This window comes from Shinella lacus, from assembly GCF_010994755.1.
GTDB lineage: Bacteria > Pseudomonadota > Alphaproteobacteria > Rhizobiales > Rhizobiaceae > Shinella > Shinella lacus.
Genome location: NZ_WHSB02000005.1, coordinates 220,357 through 245,026 on the forward strand (window position 1 = coordinate 220,357; position 24,670 = coordinate 245,026).

General features: G+C 64.8%; 22 protein-coding genes. 4 read left to right on the top strand and 18 right to left on the bottom strand.

Annotated features, from left to right (window positions below):
- Positions 1–46: 46 nt before the first annotated feature.
- Entirely contained in the window at positions 47–478 is a 432-nt protein-coding gene (locus GB927_RS15480; protein ID WP_256118053.1) for an Hsp20 family protein, read from the top strand.
- Positions 479–611: 133 nt separating this feature from the next.
- Positions 612–869, top strand: a complete 258-nt coding sequence (locus GB927_RS15485; protein WP_256118054.1) for a BQ00720 family protein — start codon at positions 612–614, stop codon at positions 867–869.
- 20 nt (positions 870–889) lie between these two features.
- Here the strand turns inward: GB927_RS15485 and trmB are convergent, their stop codons facing one another.
- The 15 genes from trmB to trpS form a co-directional block, all read right to left on the bottom strand.
- Positions 890–1,591 (bottom strand): tRNA (guanosine(46)-N7)-methyltransferase TrmB, encoded by a 702-nt coding sequence (gene trmB / locus GB927_RS15490; RefSeq protein WP_256118055.1) that lies wholly within the window; start codon positions 1,589–1,591, stop codon positions 890–892.
- A 7-nt stretch (positions 1,592–1,598) separates the two neighbouring features.
- Positions 1,599–2,837, bottom strand: a complete 1,239-nt coding sequence (gene metK / locus GB927_RS15495; RefSeq protein ID WP_256118056.1) for a methionine adenosyltransferase — start codon at positions 2,835–2,837, stop codon at positions 1,599–1,601.
- Between the two features lie 206 nt (positions 2,838–3,043).
- Entirely contained in the window at positions 3,044–3,463 is a 420-nt protein-coding gene (locus tag GB927_RS15500; protein WP_256118058.1) for a helix-turn-helix domain-containing protein, read from the bottom strand.
- A 151-nt stretch (positions 3,464–3,614) separates the two neighbouring features.
- Positions 3,615–5,198, bottom strand: coding sequence for an apolipoprotein N-acyltransferase (gene lnt, locus GB927_RS15505; RefSeq protein ID WP_256118059.1), 1,584 nt, complete (start codon positions 5,196–5,198; stop codon positions 3,615–3,617).
- A gap of 116 nt (positions 5,199–5,314) precedes the next feature.
- The gene (locus tag GB927_RS15510) at positions 5,315–6,463 is read right to left on the bottom strand and encodes a hemolysin family protein (RefSeq protein WP_256118061.1); all 1,149 of its coding nucleotides are present in this window, start codon (positions 6,461–6,463) and stop codon (positions 5,315–5,317) included.
- Positions 6,464–6,472: 9 nt separating this feature from the next.
- The gene (ybeY, locus tag GB927_RS15515; protein WP_256118063.1) at positions 6,473–6,982 is read right to left on the bottom strand and encodes an rRNA maturation RNase YbeY; all 510 of its coding nucleotides are present in this window, start codon (positions 6,980–6,982) and stop codon (positions 6,473–6,475) included.
- A 17-nt stretch (positions 6,983–6,999) separates the two neighbouring features.
- Positions 7,000–8,052, bottom strand: coding sequence for a PhoH family protein (locus GB927_RS15520; protein WP_256118064.1), 1,053 nt, complete (start codon positions 8,050–8,052; stop codon positions 7,000–7,002).
- Complete coding sequence (gene miaB / locus GB927_RS15525; RefSeq protein ID WP_256118065.1) at positions 8,049–9,461, bottom strand: tRNA (N6-isopentenyl adenosine(37)-C2)-methylthiotransferase MiaB; 1,413 nt, start codon at positions 9,459–9,461, stop codon at positions 8,049–8,051. The genes GB927_RS15520 and miaB overlap by 4 nt, the downstream gene beginning before the upstream one ends.
- 47 nt (positions 9,462–9,508) lie before the next feature.
- Positions 9,509–10,297, bottom strand: a complete 789-nt coding sequence (olsA, locus tag GB927_RS15530; protein ID WP_256118067.1) for a lyso-ornithine lipid O-acyltransferase — start codon at positions 10,295–10,297, stop codon at positions 9,509–9,511.
- A 31-nt stretch (positions 10,298–10,328) separates the two neighbouring features.
- A complete protein-coding gene (locus GB927_RS15535; RefSeq protein WP_256118069.1) occupies positions 10,329–10,754 on the bottom strand; it encodes a Fur family transcriptional regulator in 426 nt (141 codons plus the stop codon).
- A gap of 38 nt (positions 10,755–10,792) precedes the next feature.
- Positions 10,793–11,287, bottom strand: coding sequence for a GNAT family N-acetyltransferase (locus GB927_RS15540; RefSeq protein ID WP_256118071.1), 495 nt, complete (start codon positions 11,285–11,287; stop codon positions 10,793–10,795).
- Positions 11,288–11,290: 3 nt separating this feature from the next.
- The gene (tsaB, locus tag GB927_RS15545; protein WP_256118073.1) at positions 11,291–11,938 is read right to left on the bottom strand and encodes a tRNA (adenosine(37)-N6)-threonylcarbamoyltransferase complex dimerization subunit type 1 TsaB; all 648 of its coding nucleotides are present in this window, start codon (positions 11,936–11,938) and stop codon (positions 11,291–11,293) included.
- Positions 11,939–11,968: 30 nt separating this feature from the next.
- On the bottom strand, positions 11,969–12,541 hold the full coding sequence (locus GB927_RS15550) for a NifU family protein (RefSeq protein WP_256118075.1): 573 nt from the start codon (positions 12,539–12,541) through the stop codon (positions 11,969–11,971).
- A gap of 98 nt (positions 12,542–12,639) precedes the next feature.
- Positions 12,640–13,131, bottom strand: coding sequence for a universal stress protein (locus GB927_RS15555; RefSeq protein ID WP_256118076.1), 492 nt, complete (start codon positions 13,129–13,131; stop codon positions 12,640–12,642).
- A 36-nt stretch (positions 13,132–13,167) separates the two neighbouring features.
- Positions 13,168–14,235 (bottom strand): tryptophan--tRNA ligase, encoded by a 1,068-nt coding sequence (gene trpS / locus GB927_RS15560; RefSeq protein WP_256118077.1) that lies wholly within the window; start codon positions 14,233–14,235, stop codon positions 13,168–13,170.
- Positions 14,236–14,463: 228 nt separating this feature from the next.
- Between trpS and GB927_RS15565 the strand changes: the two genes are divergently transcribed.
- On the top strand, positions 14,464–14,940 hold the full coding sequence (locus tag GB927_RS15565; protein ID WP_256118079.1) for a YcbK family protein: 477 nt from the start codon (positions 14,464–14,466) through the stop codon (positions 14,938–14,940).
- On the opposite strand, the gene murJ is transcribed toward GB927_RS15565, so the two are convergent.
- The 3 genes from murJ to mutS all read right to left on the bottom strand — a co-directional run bounded on the left by murJ (position 14,941) and on the right by mutS (position 22,213).
- A complete protein-coding gene (gene murJ / locus GB927_RS15570; RefSeq protein WP_256118080.1) occupies positions 14,941–16,536 on the bottom strand; it encodes a murein biosynthesis integral membrane protein MurJ in 1,596 nt (531 codons plus the stop codon).
- Positions 16,533–19,379 (bottom strand): [protein-PII] uridylyltransferase, encoded by a 2,847-nt coding sequence (locus GB927_RS15575; protein WP_256118356.1) that lies wholly within the window; start codon positions 19,377–19,379, stop codon positions 16,533–16,535. Before GB927_RS15575 ends, murJ begins: the two co-directional genes overlap by 4 nt.
- A 95-nt stretch (positions 19,380–19,474) precedes the next feature.
- Positions 19,475–22,213, bottom strand: a complete 2,739-nt coding sequence (gene mutS, locus GB927_RS15580; protein WP_256118082.1) for a DNA mismatch repair protein MutS — start codon at positions 22,211–22,213, stop codon at positions 19,475–19,477.
- Between the two features lie 113 nt (positions 22,214–22,326).
- On the opposite strand from mutS, the gene GB927_RS15585 reads away from it, so the two are divergent.
- The gene (locus GB927_RS15585; RefSeq protein ID WP_256118083.1) at positions 22,327–24,612 is read left to right on the top strand and encodes an NADP-dependent malic enzyme; all 2,286 of its coding nucleotides are present in this window, start codon (positions 22,327–22,329) and stop codon (positions 24,610–24,612) included.
- Positions 24,613–24,670 lie beyond the last annotated feature (58 nt).

Consider the following 24,670-nt stretch of genomic DNA (forward strand, 5'->3'; position numbering starts at 1 on the left):
CCGAGGTCGGGTCCCCTCACGGTCGCTTGAAGCCAAGGACTAGACGATGTCACGCATGACCCCTTTCACGAGCCCGCTGCTCCTGGGTTTCGACGCCATGGAAAAGACCCTTGAGCGTATCGCCAAGGGCAACGATGGCTATCCCCCCTACAATATCGAACGGCTGCGGCCGAACGGTGATACGGGCGCGCCGGAGCTTCTGCGCATCACGCTCGCCGTCGCGGGTTTTTCGGATGAAGAACTCGACGTGACGACGGAGGAAAACCAGCTCGTCATCCGCGGCCGCCAGGTCGACAGCGGCGAGCGGGATTATCTTTACCGTGGCATCGCGGCCCGCCAGTTCCAGCGCACCTTCGTGCTTGCCGACGGCATGCGCGTTTCGGGCGCCGAGCTGAAGAACGGCCTGCTCTCGGTCGATCTCGTGCGGCCGGAGCCGATCCGAATGGTAAAGAAAATTAACATTTCCGTATCAGACTAGATCATGAGCCGTTCCCGCGGGAACACCCGCCGGACCGTCTCGAGCGTAACCTGATCGCCTGACGCACCGATGGGCCATTGTGGCCGTGGGCGTCCGGTGGCCGGCAAGTGCCGGTATTGCCATGGAGGCAAAGATGGGACTGAAGACTATAACCCCCAGTGTTTCGAAGGCAGACCTTGCGCATCTCGGCGCAGGTGAGGTCGGCTATATCCGCAAGATGAAGGCGGACGAAGTGTCGCGCGTCTTCCCGGAAGCCCCGGAAATCGATCCGAGCCTCGACCTCTGGGCGCTGTTCGGCGCCGACGGCACGCCGATCCTCTTGACCGACAACCGTTCGAGCACCTTCTACAAGGCGGCCGAGGACGACCTGCGCACCGTCAGCCTGCACTGATACCGGATTGAAACCTTCCGTCAGGACCGACGGAAGGTGAGATAGGCCGACCCTCGGCCCTCGCGCTTGGCTTTCGCCTCATAGCGCGTGCCCGGCCAGCCGGCAAACGGCGTCAGCCAGTCGACCGCGTTTTCGGCGGTCCACACGAAAGCGGGATGCGCCCCGCAATGCATCAGCGTCCAGTTGACATAGGTGTCGATGTCGGACGCGAAGCAGAAGAGCCCGCCGGGCTTCAGCACCCGGGCAAAGCGGTCCAGATTGACCCTGGACACGAAGCGCCGCTTCCAATGTTTCTTCTTCGGCCACGGGTCCGGATAGAGCAGGTCGATCTGGTCGACCGACGCCGTCGGCAGCCAATCCAGAAGCACCGTCGCATCGTCATCATAGAGCCGGATGTTCTTCGCGCCCGTGTCCTCGACGCGGCCGATCAGCTTCGCCATGGAATTGACGAAGGGCTCGACGCCAATGAAGCCGGTCTCCGGCTGTTCCTGCGCGCGATGGATGAGGTGCTCGCCGCCGCCGAAGCCGATTTCGAGGCGCATGCGGGTCGGCTTGAAATCGTAAAGCGCCGTGATATCCGCCGGGGCCGGGGTCGACAGATCGACCTTCAGCTCCGGCAGCACTGTTTCGAGATGCTGCGCCTGCCGCTCCCGCAACGGTTTGCCCTTGCGGCGACCGAAGAAGGCTTCGCTCGCACGGCTGGGGCGCTCTGCATCGCTCATGGTCGCCTCAGTGCTTCAGCGCGTCCTTGAGGGCCTTGACGAGGTCGAGGCGCTCCCAGGAGAAGGAACCGTCGCGGCCGGCCTTGCGGCCGAAATGGCCATAGGCGGAGGTGCGGGCATAGATCGGCTTGTTGAGGTCGAGATGACGGCGGATACCCGACGGCGAGAGATCCATGACCTTGCGGATCGCGTCCTCGACGGCGTCTTCGCTGACCTTGCCCGTGCCGTGCAGGTCGACATAGACCGAGAGCGGCTGGGCGACGCCGATGGCGTAGGAGAGCTGGATCGTGCAACGGTCGGCGAGGCCGGCGGCAACGACGTTCTTGGCGAGATAACGCGCGGCATAGGCGGCCGAACGGTCGACCTTGGTCGTGTCCTTGCCGGAGAAGGCGCCGCCGCCATGAGGTGCTGCGCCGCCGTAGGTGTCGACGATGATCTTGCGGCCGGTTAGGCCGGCGTCGCCATCCGGGCCGCCGATGACGAACTTGCCCGTCGGGTTGATGTACCAGACGCAATCGTCGGCGATCTTCAGGTCGTGCAGCGCTTCGCGGATATAGGGCTCGACGACTTCGCGGACCTTCTTCGAATCCCAGCTTTCATCGAGATGCTGGGTGGACAGAACGATCGAGGCGACGTCGGCCGGCTTGCCGTCGACGTAGCGCACGGTCACCTGGCTCTTGGCGTCCGGGCCGAGCTTGCCGGCATCGCCCTCGCCCTTCTTGCGGGCGGTGGCAAGCAGCTGGAGGATGCGGTGCGAATAATAGAGCGGCGCCGGCATGAGTTCCGACGTTTCGCGGCAGGCGTAACCGAACATGATGCCCTGGTCGCCGGCGCCCTCGTCGCCCTGCTTGTCGGAAGCGTTGTCGACGCCCTGGGCGATATCGGCGGACTGCGAGTGCAGCAGCACGTCGATCTTCGCCGTCTTCCAGTGGAAGCCGTCCTGCTCGTAGCCGATGTCGCGGATCGCCTTGCGGGCGGCCGACTTGAACTTCGAGGGGTTGATGACGTCGTTGCCGTCCTTGTCCTTCTTGAGCAGGCTCGGCGGCAGGCGCACTTCACCGGCGATCACCACGCGGTTGGTCGTCGCAAGCGTCTCACAGGCAATGCGGACAGACCACGGATCGACCTTCGACTTCACGGCTTCGCGGTAGACCAGATCGACGATTTCGTCGGAGATACGGTCGCACACCTTGTCCGGATGCCCCTCGGCGACGGACTCGCTGGTGAACAGATAGCTGCTGCGCATGCGGGAATTCCCCTCAAAGAAAATGGACTTCGACGTTGTTATTCAGTTCGTAGGGGAAAAACAAGCACAGAAGGACATAAGAATATGTTTATGTCCTGAACTTTCAGGCGCTATTCTGCCCGGGATACGCCGAAAATATGATGCTCCCTACGCACAAAAAGCGGCCCCGAAGGACCGCTCTTTCATTCACTGCCAGGGGAAACCGATTATTCGATCTCAGCTTCGGCGGCGAGTGCCTTGACCAGATCGACAAGCTTGCGGCGCACCTTGGGATCGCCGATCTTGACGAAAGCCCGGTTGAGCTGCAGGCCCTCGGAGGACGACAGGAAGTCGACCACGTAGTTGGAGCTCGATGCTTCGGCGAAGCCGACCTGCGTGTCCGCGTGGTCGCCCGGCGCGTCCTCGAAGAAGAACGCCACCGGCACATTGAGAATGCTGGAAATGTTCTGCAGGCGGCTGGCGCCGACGCGGTTCGTGCCCTTTTCGTATTTCTGGATCTGCTGGAAGGTGATGCCGAGGCTTTCGCCCAGCTTTTCCTGGCTCATTCCGAGCATGGTTCTGCGAAGCCTAATCCGGCTACCGACGTGAATATCGATCGGATTCGGCTTCTTCTTATTTTCAATCATCACTGTTTGTCCTAACGCCCCGGAAATGGCCCCACCCAGCCGGCAGCCTTAACGAAGACTTAACGTCACGTTGTATGCGCAACCCCTGAAGGGCGGCACAATACATGAAAACGGCCGGCGCCGTGCACTATGCTATTTTAGGGGTTTTGGGTCAATTCACCCTGTTTCTAAAACCAATGCGAGAAATGCTCGCCGCCGCAAAGAGAATAGCCACTACAACCAGAAACGACCAGTTCTGCCACTTTGCCCTATCACTGGAGGCGAATCTGCCCGGAAGAGTTGCATCCACAAAGCCCGGCACATCATGCGCCATGCCCGAAAGGACCTGCCCCTTGGCATCGACGATGGCCGAAATTCCGTTATTGGCGGCGCGAATCAGTGGCAGCCCCCGCTCGACGGCGCGAAGACGCGCCTGGTGAAAGTGCTGGTAGGGGCCCGGCGAGTTGCCGAACCAGCCGTCATTGGTGACGTTGAGCAGGGCGGCGGCCGTATCGGCCGAGCCGTTGATCTCGGAGGGGAAGATCGCCTCGTAGCAGATCAGCGGATAAAAACCCTTGCCGAGCGCCGTCAGCAGCGGGTGCTCGCGGGCTGCGGAGAAACCGCCCGGCATGGCGACCGCGCTCACGCCGAGGCCTTCGAAGAAATCGGCAAACGGCATGTATTCGCCGAAGGGCACCAAATGCACCTTGTCGGCCGCGCCGATGATCTGGCCCTTGCCGTCGATCGTGTAGATGGAATTGTAGTAGCGCGGCGCCTTGCCGGTGCCCGCACTTTCCGTGCGCACCGCGCCGGCGATCAGCACCTGGTCGTCCTCCAGCACCTCGGCGATGCGCACCAGCGCATCCGGATTGTCCGTCAGGATGAAGGGGATCGAGGTTTCCGGCCAGACGACGATGTCGGGCCGCTTGCCACCCTCTTCGGGTGCGGCGGCACTCAGCGACAGGTGGCGCTCGAAGATCTGCGCGCGCGCGGAATCGTCGAGCTTCATCGCCTGGTCGATCACCGGCTGGACGAGGCGGATGACGGTCGTCTCGTTCTCCGGCGTGGGCACCACATTAAGGGCGTAGTAGCCGTAGCCGACATGGGCGGCGAAAAGCAGCGCGGCGAGCGTCAGCCCAACGCCGCGGCCGCGCCGCGTGCCGAGAAGTGCAGGTGCTGCGAAGACGAAGACCGCGAGGGCATTGATGCCGGCAATGCCCAGAAGACCGGCGGACTGCATGAGGAGCGGCACGGGCATGGCGCCGTAACCCACGGCGTTCCAGGGAAAGCCGGTGAAAAGCGTGCCGCGCAGCCACTCGCCGATGCCGAAAGCGAAGGCGAGTGCCGCGATGCGCCCCATGCCGTCCGACCAGAACAGGCGGGCGAGTGCGGCGGCGAAACCGTAATAGAGCGCAAGGAAGGCCGGCAGGCCGAAGACGGCGAGCGGCAGCGCCCAGGCGAAATCGTCCGCCTCGACAAGCAGCGCATTGCCGAGCCACCACAGGCCGCCGACGAAATAGCCGAAACCGAAAAACCAGCCGATGCGGAAAGCGGGCGCCAGACGCCGGATAAAACCTGCCCCGGGGGCCGCGGTCGCGCCATCGAGCAGCCAGACGAGAAGCGTGAAGGACACGAAAAGGGCGGCGAAGAAGCCGAAAGGCGGCAGCGCCAGAACCCCGATCAAGCCCGCAAGAAATGCCGCAAGCGCCCGTCTCGTCCCAGACAGGAGCATGACCGTGCCCGCGAGCCGCTCCATGCCGTCCCCTTTTTTCCCCGAATCAGCCGGCGCCAGTCTTCCAAAAAATCAACGCCTTGTCCCGTTTTACGACGGAGCAAGGCGTGGGTCATTTCAAAAGACGGGATTGGGGCTGCCTATTCGGCATTCGCCCCATCGTTTTGTTGCTCCGGCACCTTCGGCCGGTCGGCGCCAAGGGCCGGGGCCTCACCCTCCGGCTTGCGCTCACGGCGGCGCACCGAGCCGGCGCGCTTGCGCGTGACGCGCACCCGCTTGACGCGGCGCGGATCGGCATCGAGCACGTGGAATTCGAAGCCCGGCACCGCCTGCACCACCTCGCCGCGCACCGGAATGCGGCCGAGCGAAGCGAAGATCAGGCCGCCCAGCGTATCGGCATCCTCCAGTTGATCGCGGATGTCGAAATCCGAGCCGATCACTTCGGCAAGCTCTTCGAGCTCGACACGCGCATCGGCGATGAACACGTCGTCGCTGACGCGCTGGATCATCGCCTCGTCGTCGTCGTGTTCGTCCTCGATATCGCCGACGACCATCTCGACGATGTCTTCCAGCGAAGCCAAACCATCCGTGCCGCCATATTCGTCGATGACGAGAGCCATCTGCGTGCGGTCGGCCTGCATGCGCGCCATCAGGTCGGCGGCGAGCATGGAGGGCGGCACGAAGAGGACCTGGCGAATGATGCCTGCCTCGGCGACCGTCTTCGACAGGTCGACGCGGCCGAGGTCGAATTCCGCTTTCGGTGTACGCGCCGGCTTTTCGCCATTGGCGGGGGCAGCCTTTACGCCGGTGCGGCGCTTGTTGCGGGCCTGTTTGGTGACATAGGCAAGAAGGTCGCGGATATGGACCATGCCGCGCGGATCGTCGAGGCTTTCGTTATAGACCGGCATGCGCGAGCGGCCGGAATCCTCGAAGATCACCATCAACTCGGCGATCGTGATGTCCTGGTCGACGGCCTCGATATCGGCACGCGGCACCATGACGTCTTCGACCCGCACCTCGCGGAAACGAAGAATGTTGTGCAGCATTGCCCGTTCTTCGGGCGCGAAGGCGGGTTCGCCTCCTTCGTCCTCCGTCATCAGGGCTGCTGCAAGGTCCTTGCGCAGGCTGGAGGCGCCGGTCATGCGCCAAAGCCGGGCGGCGCGGGACCAGAAGGATGATCGGCCCCCGCTTTCCTGCTTCGGCGCGCTGCTACTACTGCCCGCCTCGTCGCTTGAGGCGTCCGCCTCGGTCTTTTCCGTCGCTACCGACTGGTTTCTGAAGTCGCTCATTGGTCCAAACTATTCATCGGGGCCATCCCCGTATGGGTCAGATAGGCCAAGCTCGGCAAGAATGCGAGTCTCCAGCCCTTCCATTTTTTCCGCCTCGTCGTCTTCCATGTGATCATAGCCGAAGAGATGCAGAAATCCATGCACCAAGAGATGCGTGAGATGATCGTCGAAAGATTTGCCGAGTTCGCCCGCTTCGCGGCTCAGCGTCTCCTGCGCAAAGATGATGTCACCGAGCATCGGCCCCGGCATTTTGCCGGGCGTCAGCGGGAAGGCAGGGAAGGACAGCACGTTGGTCGGCTTGTCCTGGCTGCGCCATTCGGCATTGATGCTACGGATTTCCGCGTCGCTGGTGAAGACCAGCGAGACTTCCGGCGCGCCCGTCTTCGGGAATGGCTGCTTTTCCTCGCGCACGAGAAAGTTCGCCGCCGTACCGAGGACCCGCTCGCTCAGCGCGCTCAAAACCTCTTCAGAGGGCCATGTGCCCTCTTCGATAGAAATCTGGATGTCGAGTTCGCTCATCGGACTTTTGGACCGCCTCAGCGGTCCATCTGCTCGCTTTCGTCCTGCACGGCCGTCTGGGCTTCGTAGGCCCGGACGATGCGGGCGACCATCGGGTGGCGCACGACGTCGGCATCCTTGAAGCGGATAACCGAGACACCCTCGACGCCCTTGAGGATCTGCAGGGCTTCGACGAGGCCGGACTTGACGCCACGCGGCAGGTCGACCTGGCTCGGGTCGCCGGTGACGATCATGCGGCCGTTTTCGCCGAGACGCGTCAAAAACATCTTCATCTGCATCGAGGTCGTGTTCTGCGCCTCGTCGAGGATGACAGCTGCATTGGCGAGCGTACGGCCGCGCATGAAGGCGAGCGGTGCGATTTCGATGACGCCGGCGGTGATCGCCCGCTCCACCTTGTCGCCCGGCATCATGTCGTAGAGCGCGTCATAGAGCGGCCGCAGATACGGATCGACCTTCTCCTTCATGTCGCCCGGCAGGAAGCCGAGGCGCTCGCCGGCTTCGACGGCCGGACGGGAGAGGACGATGCGATCGACGGCGCCGCGCTCCAGAAGCTGGGCGGCATGCGCCACGGCGAGATAGGTCTTGCCGGTGCCGGCCGGGCCGACGCCGAAGACCAGCTCGGAGCGCTCCAGCGCGCGGATATAGGCATCCTGCATCGGCGTGCGGGCGGCGATGGTCTTCTTGCGGGTGGAAATCTGCGCCATGGTAAGCTTGGCCTTGCGCTCCATCGTCGGCAGCGAAAGCTGGTCGTCGGCTGCAATCGCCATGCGGATGGCACCCTCGACGTCGGAAAGCTCGATCGAGCCGCCGCTTTGCAGGCGTCCGTAGAGGTAATCGAGCGCGCGGCGGGCCTGATTGGTCGCCACCACGTCGCCGGAAATCGAGACGGAATTGCCGCGGGCGCGGGCATCGATGCCGAGGCGCTGCTCGATGAGCTTGAGATGCTGGTCGAACTGGCCGAAGAGCTCGCTTGCGTATCGATTGTTCTCGAAAGTCAGCACGAAGTGATTGGCGTCGGTCTGGGTCTTCGACTGGCGCGGCGATGACGTCATCAGTTCGTGTCCGTTCAAGCGGTCGTGCTCCTTGCGGTTAAGCCCGTCACCTCGATCGCTTCGGCGAAGAGGCTGTTGGGGCCGGCATCCGTGATTCGTACCCTGATAATGTCACCGATTTCCGACGCTTTTGCATCAACATTCACAGGCTGCAGCCAGGGCGACCGGCCGACGAGCTGTCCGGGCATGCGTCCGGGCTTCTCCAGGAGTAGGTCGATCTCCTTGCCGATGCAGGCGCGGGCGAAGTCGCGCTGCTGGCGAAACAGCAAAGCCTGCAATCTTTCAAGACGTTCCGACTTCACGTCCTCCGCGACATGGCCGTCCATCTCCGCGCCCGGCGTGCCGGGGCGGATGGAATATTTGAACGAAAATGCCTGTGCATAACCGACCGTCTCGATGAGGCGCATCGTGTCTTCGAAGTCCTGGTCGGTCTCGCCGGGGAAGCCGACGATGAAATCACCCGAGATCGCAAGCTCCGGCTGGATGGCGCGGATGCGTTCGATGAGGGCGATATATTCGGCCGCCGTATGCCGGCGGTTCATGGCCTTGAGGATGCGGTCGGAGCCGGACTGCACCGGCAGATGCAGGTAGGGCATCAGCTTGGGGAGATCGCGATGTGCCTCGACGAGGCGGTCGTCCATGTCGCGCGGGTGGCTGGTCGTATAGCGTAGCCGGGCGAGACCCTCGATCTCGGCGAGGCGATAGAGCAGGTCGCCAAGCCCCCATTCGGCACCGTCCGGGCCGAGGCCGTGCCAGGCATTGACGTTCTGGCCGAGCAGCGTGATTTCGCGCACGCCGCCATCCACCAGGCGTTCGGCTTCCGCGACGATCTGCGAAACGGGGCGGGAGACTTCGGAGCCGCGCGTATAGGGCACGACGCAGAAGGTGCAGAACTTGTCGCAGCCTTCCTGCACGGTGAGGAAGGCGGTAACGCCGCGGGCGCGGGTCCTGGCCTTTTCCGGCGGGGGCAGGTGCTCGAACTTGTCCTCGATTGCATAGTCCGTCTCGACGACGCGCTCGCCGCCCTTGGCGCGGCGCAGCGCGTCCGGCAGGCGGTGATAGGTCTGCGGGCCGATGACGAGATCGACGGCCGGCGCCCGGCGCAGGATTTCCTTGCCCTCGGCCTGGGCGACGCAGCCGGTAACGCCGATCACCATCTCGCGGCCGTCCTTCGCGCGCGCCTTCTTCATGTCGCGCAGGCGGCCGAGCTCGGAATAGACCTTTTCCGCCGCCTTCTCGCGGATGTGACAGGTGTTGAGGAGGACGAGGTCCGCCTCTTCCAGCACGTCCGTCGCCTGGTAGCCGTCCTTCGAGAGTGCATCCGTCATGCGCTCGCTGTCATAGACGTTCATCTGACAGCCGTAGGTCTTTACGAAGACCTTGCGGGTGTTGCTCATGACAGGCGGGGAAAGGGTTTGTTCGCTCATGGCCGCTTCCATAGGGCAAAAAGCCCGGAAAATGAAGCCCCGTTGGCTCAGCGGCCGCGCAGCCGCGCGCCCAGCATGGCGCGGATGCGCGCCTCGACCTCGCGGCTGACCTGCTTGCGGTTGCTTGCCCGCGTGTAATCGACGCGCTCGCCGAAATCGACGTCCACATCCACCGCGCCTTCCCGCGCCACGCCGAGCAGATGCGGCAGGAGTTCGATATCGCCCGGCCAGGCGGCGAGCGGCCGGTGGAAGCGGCCCATCGCCATGCCGTGCACGCCGGTATAGGCGATGGAGACGGGCTGGATATGCACGACGCCATTGGGCGCATGGGGCACGGCGGAAGCTGCGGCGCCGAACAGCGAGGTCTTGATCTCCAGCAGGCGATTGCCGTCCGAGGTCGTGCCTTCAGGGAAGAGCACGACGATCTCGCCATCCGTCATGCGCCGCGCGATCTCGTTCACCTGGTCGCCGGTTTTCTGGCGCTGCTCGCGCTCCACAAAGATCGTCGCCTGAAGGCGGGCGAGAATGCCGAAAACCGGCCAGTCGCGCACCTCGGCCTTCGCAATGTAGACGACGTCGGCGACCGAGCCGAGCACCATGATGTCCTTCCACGAGGCGTGGTTTGCGGCGATCAGCAGCGGACGGCTGGGCTCAATCACACCATGCACGCGCACCTTCAGGCCGAGCACGCGGCAGGCGACGCGATGCCATAGGCGCGGGATGCGGCGGCGGATCTTGAGGTTGAAGCGCAGGCCGACCAGTTGGATCGGCAGCAGGACCAGCGTGACCACGACGAGGGTGACGAGCGCGATGGCGAGGCGGAGCCAGGTGATCAAAGGATCACCGGCGCACGATCGGAAGCGGGCGTCACTCGCCCTCCTTGAGCGGCACGCCGTAGAGTTCCAGGCGGTGGTCGACGAGGCGGAAACCGTGCTCGCGCGCGATGCGCTCCTGCAAGGCCTCGATTTCCGGCGAATGGAACTCGATGACCTGGCCGTTCTTGAGGTCGATCAGGTGGTCGTGGTGTTCGTCCGGAACCGTCTCGTAGCGCGAGCGACCGTCGCGAAAATCATGCCGCTCGATGATGCCGGCATCCTCGAACAGCTTGACCGTGCGGTAGACGGTCGAGATGGAGATGCGCGCATCGACCGCGGACGACCGGCGATAGAGCTCTTCCACGTCCGGATGGTCGGCCGAGCCCTCCAGCACGCGCGCGATGACGCGGCGCTGCTCGGTCATGCGCATGCCGCGCTCGACACAAAGTTCTTCCAGCGATTTCTCGACTTCCGTCATCGGACCCGCCCTTGTTCGTTCAGCCGTCGGTACGGGAACTAGCGAAGATCGCGCCGCAAGACAAGCGCCGTGGACCGGCGGCCATCGGCCGCGGCATAATAGGCCTTGCGCTCGCCGACCTTGGCGAAGCCGAGCTTGGCATAGAGCCCGCGGGCAGCGACATTGCCCTCGTCGACTTCCAGGAAAATATCCTCCGCGCCGCGCATCTTCGCCTCGCGCAGCGCCGCCTGCATCAGCCGCCAGCCGAGGCCGGCGCGCTCGAAACGCTGGTCGACGCCGATGGTCAGGATTTCCGCCTCGCCGGCCGTGGCGCGCACCAGCACGAAGCCGCCGGCCACACGGCCGAGCGCGCCTTCCTTCAGCGCCAGGAAGCCGAAGACCGGCTCCTGCGACAGCAGGGAATGGAATTCGCCATCGTTCCAAGGCTGGGAAAATCGGGCGCGGTGCAGCACCGCGGCAAGGCCGGCATCGGCCGTTTCCAGCGGAAAGATGTCAAAGGCGGGCTTGCGGGTGAAATAGTCGGTGAGCGCCATGGCTCACGCCCTCCGGATCGCGAAACCTGCCTGCGGCTTGGCATCGGGACCGCGCAGGTACAGTGGCTTCGGCAGATGTTCCGCCGGGTCCAGCCGGGCGCCGAGCCGCGCAACGGTGGCGATGGACACTAGGTCCGTCCCCTGCTCGACGCCGTCGCGCAGCAGGGCGGCGGCGGAGCCGGCAATCGCGCCGTCATGGCCGGCGGCCAGGTGACGCGCTTCCTCCACGGAGGCGATTGACGGCGGCGACAGCGCGGCACCATCGGCAGCGAAGGCTTGCCAATAAACCTCGTCGCGCTTGGCATCCATCGCGACCAGCAGGGGCGTTCCCGTCCCCCGGCCGGCGGCAAGCGCCACAAGGGTGGAGACGCCGACCGCGGGCACGCCGAGCGCCAGCGCCAGGCCGCGCGCGGCAGCGACGCCGACGCGGATGCCGGTGAAAGAGCCGGGGCCGACGGTGACCGCGATCCGGTCGATGTCCTGCAAGGTCATGCCGGCAGCGTCCAGCGCCGCATCGACGAAGTCCATCAGCCGCTCAGCATGGCCGCGGCCGATATCGGCGCCGGCGGCGCCGAGGATCCTGTTCTCATCGGAATGATAAAGCGCCGCGTAACAACCGGTGCCCGCCGTATCGATCGCCAGAACGATCATGCCGGGCATCCAGGGTTCGCGGAGCAGGCCTTACATGACGGCTTCAACTTCCTGCACTTCCGGTACGAAATGGCGGAGAAGGTTCTGCACGCCGTGCTTCAACGTCGCCGTCGAGGACGGGCAACCCGAGCAGGCGCCCTTCATGTTGAGGTAGACGACACCGTCGCGGAACCCCTTGAAGGTGATGTCGCCGCCATCCTGCGCCACGGCCGGGCGCACGCGGGTGTCGAGCAGTTCCTTGATGGTCGCGACGATCGTCTCGTCGCCCGCCTCGAAGAACTCGCCCTCTTCCGGATCATCGCTTGCGCCAAGCGCGCCGCTCGCCACGACCGGCTGGCCGGACATGAAATGTTCCATGATGTTGCCGAGGATGGCCGGCTTCATGTGCTGCCAGTCGGCATCGTCCTTGGTGACGGTGATGAAATCGTAGCCGAGGAACACGCCTTTGACGCCCGGCACGCCGAACAGGCGGGCGGCGAGCGGCGACGCGGCGCGCGCTTCCGTCTCGTCGCGGAACTCGGCCGTGCCGCTCTCCAGCACCACCTTGCCCGGCAGGAACTTCAGGGTCGACGGGTTCGGCGTCGCTTCGGTCTGGATGAACATCTTTCTCTCCGTGCGGCCAGGCACTTCGGTCGGCCAAAATACTTAGAATGGTTCAAAAGAAGATAGGCGTTTCTCCGCCCTTCTTCAAGACCAAAGGATCAGCTCAGAGCGTCCAGTTCCTCGTCGGAAAGCTGGTCCGGAATGACCGTTACCGGGATCGGGAAGGCCTGTCCGCGGCTTGCCAGCGACGAAACCAGCGGCCCCGGCCCTTCCTTGGCCGATCCGGCGGCGAGAACGAGGATCGCGATGTCGCGGTCCTCCTCGATCAGCCCGTTGATGGCTTCGCTCGCGACACCCTCGCGAATGACCATTTCCGGCTCGATGCCGATCGATTCCCGCAGCGCCTGCGCCGCCTTGGTGAGGACGGATTCCGCTTCCTCGCGGGCTTCCGCCCGCATGATCTCCTCGACCCCCAGCCATTGCTGGAAATCGCCGTTGGCGATCACATAGAGCAGGACCACGCCGCCATTGGAGTTCTTCGCCCGGCTTCCCGCGTAGTGGACGGCGCGCTGGCATTCCGGCGTGTCGTCGATGACCGCCAGAAACTTCCGGCGGTGGCCTTCAAGGCGGGAAAGTCGTCGAGAAACCATGCGGCCCCCTTCTCTCAAAGACGTTTCAGGGCGACCTTACTGCACAAAACCGATGATGTCGCGAACTTCCTTCATCGTCTTTTCGGCACGCGCCCGCGCCCGTTCGCCCCCATCGCGCAGGATGCCGTCGATGTGGGTCGTATCGTCCATCAGGCGGCGCATCTCGTCGGTGATCGGCGAGAGAACCGTGACCGAGAGGTCGATGAGCGCCGGCTTGAAGACGGAGAACTGCTGCCCGCCATATTCGGCAAGCACGTCCGCCTTGCTCTTGTCGGAGAGCGCGGCATAGATGCCGACGAGGTTGTCCGCCTCGGGACGGCCCTTCAGGCCTTCGACTTCGCTCGGCAAGGCGTCCGGATCGGTCTTCGCCTTGCGGATCTTCTTGGAGATCGTCTCGGCATCGTCGGTGAGGTTGATGCGCGAGAGATCGGAGGCATCCGACTTCGACATCTTCTTCGTGCCGTCGCGCAGGCTCATGACGCGGGGCGCCGGGCCGCCGATCAGGGGCTCGACCATCGGGAAATAGGCATGCACCGGCTCCTCGCCGACGACGGTATCGATGCCGGTGCCGGCCTTGCGGATGTGGTCGCCGAAATCGATGTTGAACTTCTGGGCGATGTCGCGGGTCAGCTCCAGGTGCTGCTTCTGGTCGTCGCCGACGGGCACATGGGTGGCGCGGTAGACGAGGATGTCGGCGGCCATCAGGCTCGGATAGGCGAGCAGGCCGAGCGAGACCTGTTCGGCATTCTTGCCGCCGGTCTTGTCCTTGAACTGGGTCATGCGCTCCATCCAGCCAATGCGCGCCACGCAGTTGAAGATCCAGGCGAGCTCGGAATGCTGCGGCACGGCCGACTGGTTGAAGACGATGTGCTTCGTCGGGTCGATGCCGGACGCGATGAAGGCGGCGGCGATCGAGCGGATCTGGCCGCGCATGTCCTCATGCACGAGCTGTGCCGTCAGCGCATGCAGGTCGACGACGCAGTAGATGCAGTCGTTATCGGCCTGCAGCGCCACGAACTTGCGGATCGCGCCGAGATAGTTGCCGAGGTGGAGATTGCCGGTCGGCTGGACGCCGGAGAAGACGAGAGGCTTGAATGCGCTCATGACGGTGTTCCTTCAGGCGGGTGGAGGGCCTGATCCTGTTGCTGATCTGGTGGCGCTTATGCACGGCACCGCGGCATGGATCAAGAGGGGGAAACCCGCGTGCCCGCGCTCATCAGAAAGTCCTTATAAAAGACATGTTCCGGTCGTTCTGTCCCTGCGGGGATTTGAGGGGAGGCCGGTCCCGACCGGCCGTTTTGTGACGAAGGGGCGCAAAACGGGGAGAGCACCGTGCAAAAGAACGGTTCCATTCTGCTTGCCTGCGTGGTCGCGCTGACATCGATATTTGCGACCGAAACCCTGGCCAGCCGCATCCACAAACATGTCCTGCGAAACGACAAGGGGAGCGTGGCGAAGATCTACACCGTCCAGACCACGCGCGTGCGGCACCGATGTTTTCCAGGCAAGCTGAGAGCCGTGCTGTCCCATATCGCCCGCCAGGTCGGACGCCGGCCGCTCGTCACGTCAGGCCATCGCTCGAACGGCCGCCGCGGCTCCTACCACCGCAAATGCCTCGCCGCCGATATCCGCATTCCCGGCGTCTCCGTGAAGCGCATCATCGCCGCCGCACGGTCCGCGCCCGCCATCGGCGGCATCGGCACCTATTGCAACGGCATCGTCCATGTCGACGTGGGACCGCGGCGCAGCTGGCACTATTGCGGCGGGCTCGCGCGCCTGACCAAACGCGCAAGACTCGCCACGCGCTGATTATTCCGCCGAGCCTTCTTCCGGCGGTGCGGCTTTCGCCTTGCGCTTCAGATTGCGCCGAAGCATGCCGAGATCCGCGCCGCCGATCAGGAAAGCGACGGAGAAGTAGACGACCATCGCGAAGGCCACGAGCAGGCCGAGCGCCAGAACCTGCTCGTAGAGCGGGGAGGTCGGGGCGAGACGATCGGCGAGATAGAGCGACGCGTAGTTGAGCGCGACCGCCATGACGACGGTGGCGATCAGGAGCCGCGCGATGCGCCAGGCGAGCGCCTTTTCCAGCGGCCAGTGGCCGCGGCGCACCAGCGTCACGAAGAGCAGCAGCGCCGTCACCCAGCCGGAGACGGCCTCCGCGGTGGCGATGCCGCGCTCGTGGAACAGTGGGAAAAGCGTGACGGCAAGGATGCAGTTGAGGACGACCGAAAGCAGCGTGATGCGCATCGGCGTCTTGGTGTCCTCGCGGGCGAAGAAGCCGGGGTTCAAGGCCTTGATCATCACGAAACCCGGCAGGCCGAGGCCGTAGATGGCGAGGGTGCCTGCCACGATCGCCGTCGTCTCCGTGCCGAAGGCGCCGCGTTCGTAGAGTACGCGCACGATCTCGTCGGAGATGACCCAGAGGGCACCGGCGGCGGGCAGCGTCAAGAACAGCACGAATTCCATCGAGCGGTTCTGCAGGTTGCCGGCCTCGCGCTCCTGCCCGCCCTTCAGCGCGCGGGCAAGCTCCGGCAGCAGCACCACGCCGACGGCGATGCCGACGACGCCGAGGGGAAGCTGGTAGACGCGGTCGGCATATTGCAGCACGGAGATCGCCCCATCCTTGGTGGAGGCGATCATCTGGCCGATGATCTGGTTGATCTGGGTGATGCCGCCCGTCACCGCCGCGGGAAAGGCGAGCCAGAGCAGGCGCTTGACGTTGGGCGTCATGCGCGGGCGGCGAAAGCCGATCCTGATGCCGGCGTGACGCACACCGGCATAGAGCACGGCCATCTGAAGGAGGCCCGCGCCCAGCACGCCCCAGGAGAGATACCACGCCGTATCGAGCGGCGAGGCACCCTGCCAGAGGGCGAGCCCAAGCGCGCCGATCAGCATGACATTGAGGAAAACGGGCGCCACGGCGGCGGCGAAATAGTGGTGCAGCGAGTTCAACATGCCCGACAGCATGGCCGTCAGCGACATGCACATGAGATAGGGGAACATGACGACGGCGAGTTTCACCGTGATGTCGAATTTTTCCGTGTCGCCGACGAAGCCCGGCGCGATGATCCAGGCGACGATGAGCGGCATCATCAGCTCCATCGCGATGGTCAGCAACAGGAGCACGGAGAACAGCACGCCGAAGACTTCTTCGGAAAAGCGCTTGGCGCCCTCGATGCCACCCGCCTCGATCTCCTTGGCAAAGAGCGGCACGAAAGCGGCATTGAAGGCGCCCTCGGCGAAGAGGCGGCGGAAGAGGTTCGGGAAGCGGAAGGCGGCGTAGAAGGCGTCGGCCATCGGCCCGGTGCCGAGTGCTGCCGCCATCAGCGTTTCGCGGGCGAAGCCGAGCACGCGGCTGCCGAGCGTCGCGCCGCCCACGGTCGCGAATTTCCTGACGAGACTCATTGTTCTGCCCTGATCCTTTTCGGCGTGGCCGCGGCGGCGGGCGCGATCATGCCGGGCGGCATACGGTCGCGCACCTCGTCCGCCTCGTCCGCCATCACGGCCTTCAGCCGCGCGGCGATATTGGCATGCCGGTTGTCATTGGTGACCTTCTGGCCGACCAGGTCGGTGACGTAGAAGGTATCGATGACCTTCTCGCCGAAGGTGGTGATATGCGCGGACGTGATGTCGAGCGACAGGTCCGACAGCACCGCCGTCACCTCGGAAAGCAGGCCCGGACGGTCGAGGCACTCGATCTCGATGACGGTGAACTTGTTCGACAGCGTGTTGGAGATGGTGACGGCCGGCGACACGGTGAAGGTGCGGTTGCGCTTGCGGCTTTTGGTGCGCGTAGCGATGACTTCCGGCAGGCGCTTGCGGCCGGACAGAACGTCCTCGATCATCCGGCCGATCGTGCCGGCGCGGCGCGTTTCGTCCGCATCGTTCAGGAATTCGCGGTTGACGAGGATGGTGTCGAGCGCGCGCCCGTCGGAGGTCGTGAAGATCTGCGCGTCGACGATGTTGGCCCCTGCTGCCGCGCAGGCGCCGGCGATCACGGTCAACAGTCGGGGATGGTCGGGCGACAGCACGGTGATCTCGGTGATGGCGTGGAAGGAGTGCGTGCGCACCATGGTCGCGAGCGGCTTGCCGGCCTTGTCCGCCTCGCGGATGAAGGCCGCGTGGCGCACCTGATCCTCCAGCGACACCGTCAGGAGGTAGGGATCGTAGTGCAGCTTGGTGGAGGCCTTGCGGTCCTTCTGGCTCCATTCGGCAGGCAGCGCGTTGAACAGGATATCGCGCGCGGCCTGGGCGCGCTCCTTGCGCGACAGTTCGGAGAAGCCACCGGAGATCAGCAGTTCCGTTTCGTAATAGAGCGTGCGCAGCAGCTGGCCCTTCCAGCCGTTCCACACGCCGGGGCCGACCGCGCGGATGTCGCAGACCGTCAGCACCAAGAGCATCTTCAGCCGCTCCATCGACTGCACCTTCTCGGCGAAGTCGACGATGGTCTTGCGGTCATTGAGGTCGCGGGTCTGGGCGACCATCGACATGGTCAGGTGTTCCTCGATCAGCCAGACGACCAGCTCCGTCTGCTTCGGCGAAAGCCCGAAGCGCGGGCAGAGTTTTCGCGCGACCTTGGCGCCCGCCTCGGAATGGTCCTCCGGCCGGCCCTTGGCGATGTCGTGCAGCAGCACGGCGACATAGAGCGGGATGCGATCCTCTATGCCCGGCATGATCTGATGGGTCAGCGGATGCGCTTCTTTCTCGCGACCCTGGTCGATATTCGCGAGCACGCCCACGGCGCGGATAAGGTGTTCGTCGACCGTATAGTGATGATACATGTTGAACTGCATCATCGCGACGATCTTGCCGAAATCCGGGATGAAGCGGCCGAGCACGCCCGCCTCGTTCATGCGGCGGAGAATGAGCGCCGGGTCGCGCGGCGAGGTGAGGATCGACAGGAAGAGCCGGTTCGCCTCCTCGTTTTCGCGCAGCGCCGCATTGATCAGCTTCAGCGAGCGCGTCATCTGCTTCAAGGCGTCGGGATGGAATTCCAGCCCATTGATATCGGCGATGTGGAAGAGCCGGATGAGGTTCACCGGATCGCGCTTGAACACCTCCGGATCAGCGATGGTGATGCGGCCGCGGTCTTCCAGGAAATCCAGCGTGCCGGCGATCTTGCGCGTGCGGCGGGTGAAGCGGCTGATGACGGCCGAAATGCCCGGCGCTTCCTTGGCCTGCTGGTCCTCCAGCGTGGCGCAGAAGATGCGCGTGAGATCGCCCACGTCCTTCGCGACGAGGAAATAATGCTTCATGAAGCGCTCGACGGCGGAGAGGCCCGGATGCGGCTGGTAGCCGAGGCATTCGGCGATCTCGCGCTGGATGTCAAAGGACAGCCGCTCCTCCGCCTTGCCGGTCAGGAAGTGCATGTGGCAGCGCACGGCCCAGAGGAAATCGTCCGCCTTCTGGAACAGCTTGTATTCCTGGCGCGACAGCACGCCGAGCTTCACCAGCTCGGCCGGGTCGCGGATGTGGTAGAAATATTTGGCGATCCAGAACAGCGTGTGCAGGTCGCGAAGCCCGCCCTTGCCTTCCTTGACGTTCGGCTCGACGAGGTAGCGCGTGTCGCCGGCCTTGCGGTGGCGCTCGTCGCGCTCGGCAAGTTTCGCGGCAATGAATTCCGGGCCGGTGCCGCGCATGATCTCGCGGTCGAAGCGCATGCCGAGCTCTTCGAACAGCGCCACGGAACCGCAGATATAGCGGGCTTCGAGGATCGCGGTACGGATCGTCATGTCGCCCTTGGAGAGCTGGATGCACTCTTCGAGGTTGCGCGTCGCATGGCCGACCTTGAAGCCGAGATCCCACAGGATATAGAGCATGAATTCGATGGCCGGCTCGCTCCAGGCGGCGGGTTTTGCCGGCAGCAGGAAGAGCAGGTCGATATCGGACCCCGGCGCCAGCGTGCCGCGGCCATAACCGCCGACGGCCGTCACCGTGATGCGCGCTCCGGGCGGTGCCTGGCCGGCGCTGAAGACGTGGTTCAGCGCAAAATCGTGCAGCACGGCGATCAGCTGATCCTGCAGCCAGGAAATACGCGCGGCGCATTGCAGGCCGCTGCCATCGGCAAAGAGCAGCTCGCGCGCCCGTTCGCGGCCGGCGGCATTGACCGCCTTGAATTCGGCCAGAAGCTCGCGGCGCAGACGGTCGCGGTAATCGGCATTGGTGCTGGCGATGAATTCGCATTTGGCGCGCAGCGCCGGCACGTCGAGAAGGCCGGAATCGGCCGGTGCCAAGAGCTTGTGTTCCATCGGATGCCGGCCTGCGTCCCGCTTGTCCTCGATCGCCCGTTCGGTTCGCATGCGCTATAAACCCTTTCAGCGCGAGAAGACAGCCATCCTACACGCTAGCGATTGCCAAGTTCTTTCTTCAGCGCGTAGAGCGCATCGAGCGCCTCGCGCGGTGTCATATCGTCCGGGTTGAGGTCCTTCACAAGCCCCTCGACCTTCGACGGGGCGGAACTGCGCTGAACCTCCTCGCGGCGCACCGCGACCTGGAAGAGCGGCAGATCATCTATCAGCTGGCTTGCCGGATTCTTGCGGTCCGCATCCTCCAGCTTGGCGAGCACGTCTTTTGCACGCGCCACCACCGAGGCCGGCAGGCCGGCGAGCCGAGCCACCTGGATGCCGTAGGAGCGATCCGCGGCACCGGGGCCGACCTCGTGCAGGAAGATCACGTCGCCGTCCCACTCCTTGACGCGCATTGTGGCGTTGGAAAGGCGGCCAAGCTTCTCCGAAAGCACGGTCAATTCATGGAAATGCGTGGCGAAAAGCCCGCGGCAGCGGTTTGCCTCATGCAGGTGCTCGACGGCGGCCCAGGCGATGGAAAGGCCGTCGAAGGTCGCCGTGCCGCGGCCGATCTCGTCGAGGATGACGAGCGAACGATCGGTCGCCTGGTTGAGGATCGCCGCCGTCTCGACCATCTCGACCATGAAGGTGGAGCGGCCGCGGGCGAGATCGTCCGACGCGCCGACGCGGGAGAACAGGCGGTCGACGATGCCGATATGGGCGCTTTCGGCCGGCACATAGGCGCCCATCTGCGCGAGAATGGCGATGAGGGCGTTCTGGCGCAGGAAGGTCGATTTACCGCCCATATTCGGGCCGGTGAGCAGCCAGATCGCGCCATGGCCCTTGCCATCCGCCGGCGAGAGATCGCAGGAATTGGCGACGAAGGCGGCGGCCTGCTGGCGGCGCAACGCCTGTTCGACGACCGGATGCCGCCCGCCGACAATGGCGAACATGGTGGAGCGGTCGACGATCGGCCGGCAGTAGGCCTGCTCTTCGGCAAGTGCTGCAAGCCCGACCGACACATCCACCACGGCAAGCGCCCGCGCCGCCGCCTTGATGGGCTCGGCCTCCGCCACGACCGCCTCGACAAGGCCGTCGAAGGCGGCAAGCTCGATGGCGAGCGCCCGGTCGGCGGCATTGGCGATCTTCGTTTCCAGTTCGGAGAGCACCGTCGTGGTGAAGCGCATGGCGCCGGCCATGGTCTGGCGGTGGATGAAGCGTGCCTTCGCCTCGTCGCCATCGGTCAGCGCGGAAGCGTTGCCGGCGGACACCTCGATGAAATAGCCAAGCACATTGTTGTGCTTGATCTTCACCGACTTGACGCCCGTCTCCTCGGCATATTGCAGCTGGAGCCCGGCGATGACGCGGCGGGACTGGTCGCGTAGCGCCCGCATCTCGTCGAGTTCGGCATTCGCCCCCTCGCGGATGAAGCCGCCGTCGCGCTTCAGGAGCGGCAGTTCGTCGGCGAGCATGACGGCGAGGCGGTGCGAGAGATCGAGCGGCAGGTCGGCGACGGCAGTGCGGGCGGTGGCCAGTTCGCCGTCAAGCGCCTCCGCCGCCATCGTCCGCGCGATTTCGGCGGAGGTGGACAGGCCTTGCAGGATCGCGCCGAGATCGCGCGGGCCGCCGCGGCCGAGTGCAATACGCGAAAGGGCGCGCGGCATGTCGGGAAGCCGCTTCAGCGTGGAACGCATGTCCTCGCAGAAGGACGGGCGGTCGGCGAGCGTCGCAATCGAATCGAGCCGGGCGTTGATCGTCTCCGGATCGGTCAGCGGCGACATCAGCCGTTCGGCAAGCAGGCGCGCGCCGCCGCTCGTCACCGTGCGGTCGATGGCCTTCAAAAGGGTGCCGCTGCGCTCGCCGGAGAGCGTGCGCACAAGCTCCAGATTGGCGCGCGTGGCGGGGTCGATGAAGAGCGTCGAGGCCGAGCTTTCCCGCTCCGGCCGGCCAAGCGGCGGGCGTTCGGCGATCTGCGTCTTTTCCACATAGGCGACGGCGGCGGAGGCCGCGGCCAGCTCGGCGCGCGAAAAAGTGCCGAAGCCATCGAGCGTCGAGACGCCGAAATAGCGCGCGATGCGGCCTTCCGCCGTCGCGCTGTCGAACAGCACCGCCGGCTGCGGCACCGCCACGCGGCCGACGACATCCAGCACAGGCCGGAATTCCGGATCGTGGAAGAGCGTGTCCGGCACGATCAGCTCGCGCGGGTCGATGCGCAGGATATCGGCGAGGAGCTGGCCCTGCGCGGTCTCCGACAGGCGAAAGATGCCGGTCGAGATATCGATCCAGGCGAGCGCCATGGCGGGCTCCGCCCCGCCACGAATGCGGGCGACGGCCATCAGGTAATTGGCGTCCGACGGCGAGAGCAGCTTTTCTTCAGTCAGCGTGCCGGGCGTCACCAGGCGCACGACATCGCGCCGCACGACGGATTTGGAGCCGCGCTTCTTCGCCTCCGCCGGGTCCTCGACCTGTTCGCATACGGCAACGCGGAAGCCAAGCGCGATCAGCCGCTGCAGGTAGTCGTCGGCGGCGTGGACGGGCACGCCGCACATGGGAATGTCGAGCCCCATATGCTGGCCGCGCCTTGTGAGCGTGATGCCGAGCGCGCGGGACGCTTCCACGGCGTCCTGGAAGAACAGCTCGTAGAAATCGCCCATGCGATAGAACAGCATGCTGTCCGGGTTGGCCGCCTTGATTTCGATATACTGCTCCATCATCGGCGTGGCCGATGCGCGGCTTTGGTCGGTGGCAAGGTCGGCCGTCGACAGGATATCGTTCTGGCGCGCGATCTGATCGTTCACGGAGAGTCTGTTCTTCCTAAAAAAGAGGTGTCACCCTAGCCATGCAGCGATATAGAAAACAACAGCTGTGAGCAGCTATGGGTCTATCGCCCACAGGAGTGTAAGGGGGGAGCATGCCGGGTACCGACAAAACCGATCGCCAGAGGGCAAGTGTCACGGACCAGGAGGCACTGGATTTCCACTCGTCCGGACGTCCGGGCAAGCTGGAAATCACGCCGACCAAGCCGATGGCGACGCAACGCGACCTTTCGCTCGCCTATTCGCCCGGCGTCGCGGTGCCGGTGAAGGCCATCGCCGCGGATCCGTCGACCGCCTATGACTACACGACGCGCGGCAACATGGTCGCCGTCATCTCGAACGGCACCGCCATCCTCGGCCTCGGCAATCTCGGCGCACTGGCTTCGAAGCCGGTGATGGAAGGCAAGTCCGTCCTCTTCAAGCGCTTCGCCGACGTCGATTCGATCGACCTGGAAGTCGACACGGAAAATGTCGACGAATTCATCAATTGCGTGCGCTACCTCGGCCCCTCCTTCGGCGGCATCAACCTCGAGGACATCAAGGCGCCCGACTGTTTCATCATCGAGCAACGCCTGCGCGAGCTGATGGACATTCCCGTCTTCCACGACGACCAGCACGGCACCGCCATCATCGCCGCCGCCGGCCTGATCAACGCGCTGGCGCTGACCGGCCGTGACTTCAAGACGACGAAGCTCGTCTGCAATGGTGCCGGCGCTGCCGCCATCGCCTGCATCGAGCTCATCAAGTCGATGGGCTTTTCGCCGGAAAACGTCATCCTCTGCGACACCAAGGGCGTCATCTACCAGGGTCGCGAAGAGGGCATGAACCAGTGGAAATCGGCCCACGCCGTCAAGACTGACCGCCGCACGCTGACGGAGGCGATGGACGGCGCCGACGTGGTGTTCGGCCTTTCCGCCAAGGGTGCGCTTTCGGAAGAGATGATCCGCTCGATGGCGCCGCGGCCGATCATCTTCGCCATGGCCAATCCCGACCCGGAAATCACCCCGGAAGAGGTCGCCCGCATCCGTGACGACGCGATCGTCGCGACCGGCCGTTCGGACTATCCGAACCAGGTCAACAACGTGCTCGGCTTCCCCTATATCTTCCGCGGCGCGCTCGACGTGCGGGCCTCGACGATCAACGACGCGATGAAGATCGCGGCGGCCGAAGCGCTCGCCCACCTCGCCAAGGAAGACGTGCCGGACGACGTGGCGGCTGCCTATCAGGGCGTGCGCCCGCGCTTTGGCGCGCAATACATCATCCCCGTGCCCTTCGACCCGCGGCTGATCTCGGCGATCCCGGTCGCCGTCGCCAAGGCGGCGATGGAGACGGGCGTCGCGCGCAAGCAGATCCCCGATCTCGACGCCTATGCCCGGGATCTTCGCGCCCGCCGCGACCCGATCGCCTCGACGCTCCAGCAGATCTATGCCCGGGTGCGGCGCCAGCCGAAGCGTGTCGTCTTCGCCGAGGGCGAAGAAGAGCAGATGATGCGCGCCGCCGTTTCCTATGCCAACCAGCAGCTCGGCACCGCCATCCTGCTCGGCCGCGAGGAAACCATCCGCGAAACGGCGGAACGGGCCGGCATCGATATCGACCGGGCCGGCATCGAGGTGCTGAATGCCCGCATCTCGAAGCGCAACAACGTCTATATCGACTATCTCTATGCCCGGCTTCAGCGGAAGGGTTTCCTCTTCCGCGATGCCCAGCGCCTGATCCACAACGACCGCAACCATTTTGCGGCCTGCATGGTGGCGCTCGGCGATGCGGACGGCATGGTGACGGGCCTGACCCGCAACTATTCAACCGCGCTGGAGGACGTGCGCCGCTGCATCGACGCCAAGCCCGGCCACCGCGTCATCGGCGCCTCGCTGGCGCTCTGCCGCGGTCGCGCCGTGCTGGTCGCCGATACCGCCGTGCACGACATGCCCTCCTCGGAGGAGCTGGCGGACATCGCGGAAGAAGCGGCCGGCCTCGCACGCCGCCTCGGCTACGAGCCGCGCGTCGCCATGCTCGCCTATTCGACCTTCGGCCATCCCTCGGGCGAGCGCTCCGAGCGGGTGCGCGAAGCGGTCAAGATCCTCGATCGCCGCCGCGTCGATTTCGAATATGACGGCGAGATGGCCGCCGACGTGGCGCTCAACCCGCGCATCATGGAGCAGTATCCGTTCTGCCGCCTTTCCGGCCCCGGCAACGTGCTCGTCATGCCGGCGTTCCACTCGGCAGCAATCTCCACCAAGATGCTGCAGGAACTCGGCGGCGCCATGGTCATCGGCCCGCTGCTCGTCGGCCTCGACAAGTCGGTGCAGATCGTCTCGATGGGCGCGAAGGATTCCGACATCGTCAACATGGCGGCCCTTGCCGCCTACAATTCCGGCGTCTGACCGGACCGTGAAAAAGCCGCCCGTCCCGGAGGTCGGGAACGGGCGGCAAAATCAGACT

Excerpts from the sequence above, each read along its gene's own strand:
- GB927_RS15480 (WP_256118053.1), top strand. The coding sequence starts at position 47 with ATGTCACGCATGACCCCTTTCACGAGCCCGCTGCTCCTGGGTTTCGAC.
- GB927_RS15485 (WP_256118054.1), top strand. The coding sequence starts at position 612 with ATGGGACTGAAGACTATAACCCCCAGTGTTTCGAAGGCAGACCTTGCG.
- trmB (WP_256118055.1), bottom strand. The coding sequence starts at position 1,591 with ATGAGCGATGCAGAGCGCCCCAGCCGTGCGAGCGAAGCCTTCTTCGGT.
- metK (WP_256118056.1), bottom strand. The coding sequence starts at position 2,837 with ATGCGCAGCAGCTATCTGTTCACCAGCGAGTCCGTCGCCGAGGGGCAT.
- GB927_RS15500 (WP_256118058.1), bottom strand. The coding sequence starts at position 3,463 with ATGATTGAAAATAAGAAGAAGCCGAATCCGATCGATATTCACGTCGGT.
- lnt (WP_256118059.1), bottom strand. The coding sequence starts at position 5,198 with ATGGAGCGGCTCGCGGGCACGGTCATGCTCCTGTCTGGGACGAGACGG.
- GB927_RS15510 (WP_256118061.1), bottom strand. The coding sequence starts at position 6,463 with ATGAGCGACTTCAGAAACCAGTCGGTAGCGACGGAAAAGACCGAGGCG.
- ybeY (WP_256118063.1), bottom strand. The coding sequence starts at position 6,982 with ATGAGCGAACTCGACATCCAGATTTCTATCGAAGAGGGCACATGGCCC.
- miaB (WP_256118065.1), bottom strand. The coding sequence starts at position 9,461 with ATGAGCGAACAAACCCTTTCCCCGCCTGTCATGAGCAACACCCGCAAG.
- GB927_RS15535 (WP_256118069.1), bottom strand. The coding sequence starts at position 10,754 with ATGACGGAAGTCGAGAAATCGCTGGAAGAACTTTGTGTCGAGCGCGGC.
- GB927_RS15540 (WP_256118071.1), bottom strand. The coding sequence starts at position 11,287 with ATGGCGCTCACCGACTATTTCACCCGCAAGCCCGCCTTTGACATCTTT.
- tsaB (WP_256118073.1), bottom strand. The coding sequence starts at position 11,938 with ATGATCGTTCTGGCGATCGATACGGCGGGCACCGGTTGTTACGCGGCG.
- GB927_RS15550 (WP_256118075.1), bottom strand. The coding sequence starts at position 12,541 with ATGTTCATCCAGACCGAAGCGACGCCGAACCCGTCGACCCTGAAGTTC.
- GB927_RS15555 (WP_256118076.1), bottom strand. The coding sequence starts at position 13,131 with ATGGTTTCTCGACGACTTTCCCGCCTTGAAGGCCACCGCCGGAAGTTT.
- trpS (WP_256118077.1), bottom strand. The coding sequence starts at position 14,235 with ATGAGCGCATTCAAGCCTCTCGTCTTCTCCGGCGTCCAGCCGACCGGC.
- murJ (WP_256118080.1), bottom strand. The coding sequence starts at position 16,536 with ATGAGTCTCGTCAGGAAATTCGCGACCGTGGGCGGCGCGACGCTCGGC.
- GB927_RS15575 (WP_256118356.1), bottom strand. The coding sequence starts at position 19,379 with ATGGAACACAAGCTCTTGGCACCGGCCGATTCCGGCCTTCTCGACGTG.
- GB927_RS15585 (WP_256118083.1), top strand. The coding sequence starts at position 22,327 with ATGCCGGGTACCGACAAAACCGATCGCCAGAGGGCAAGTGTCACGGAC.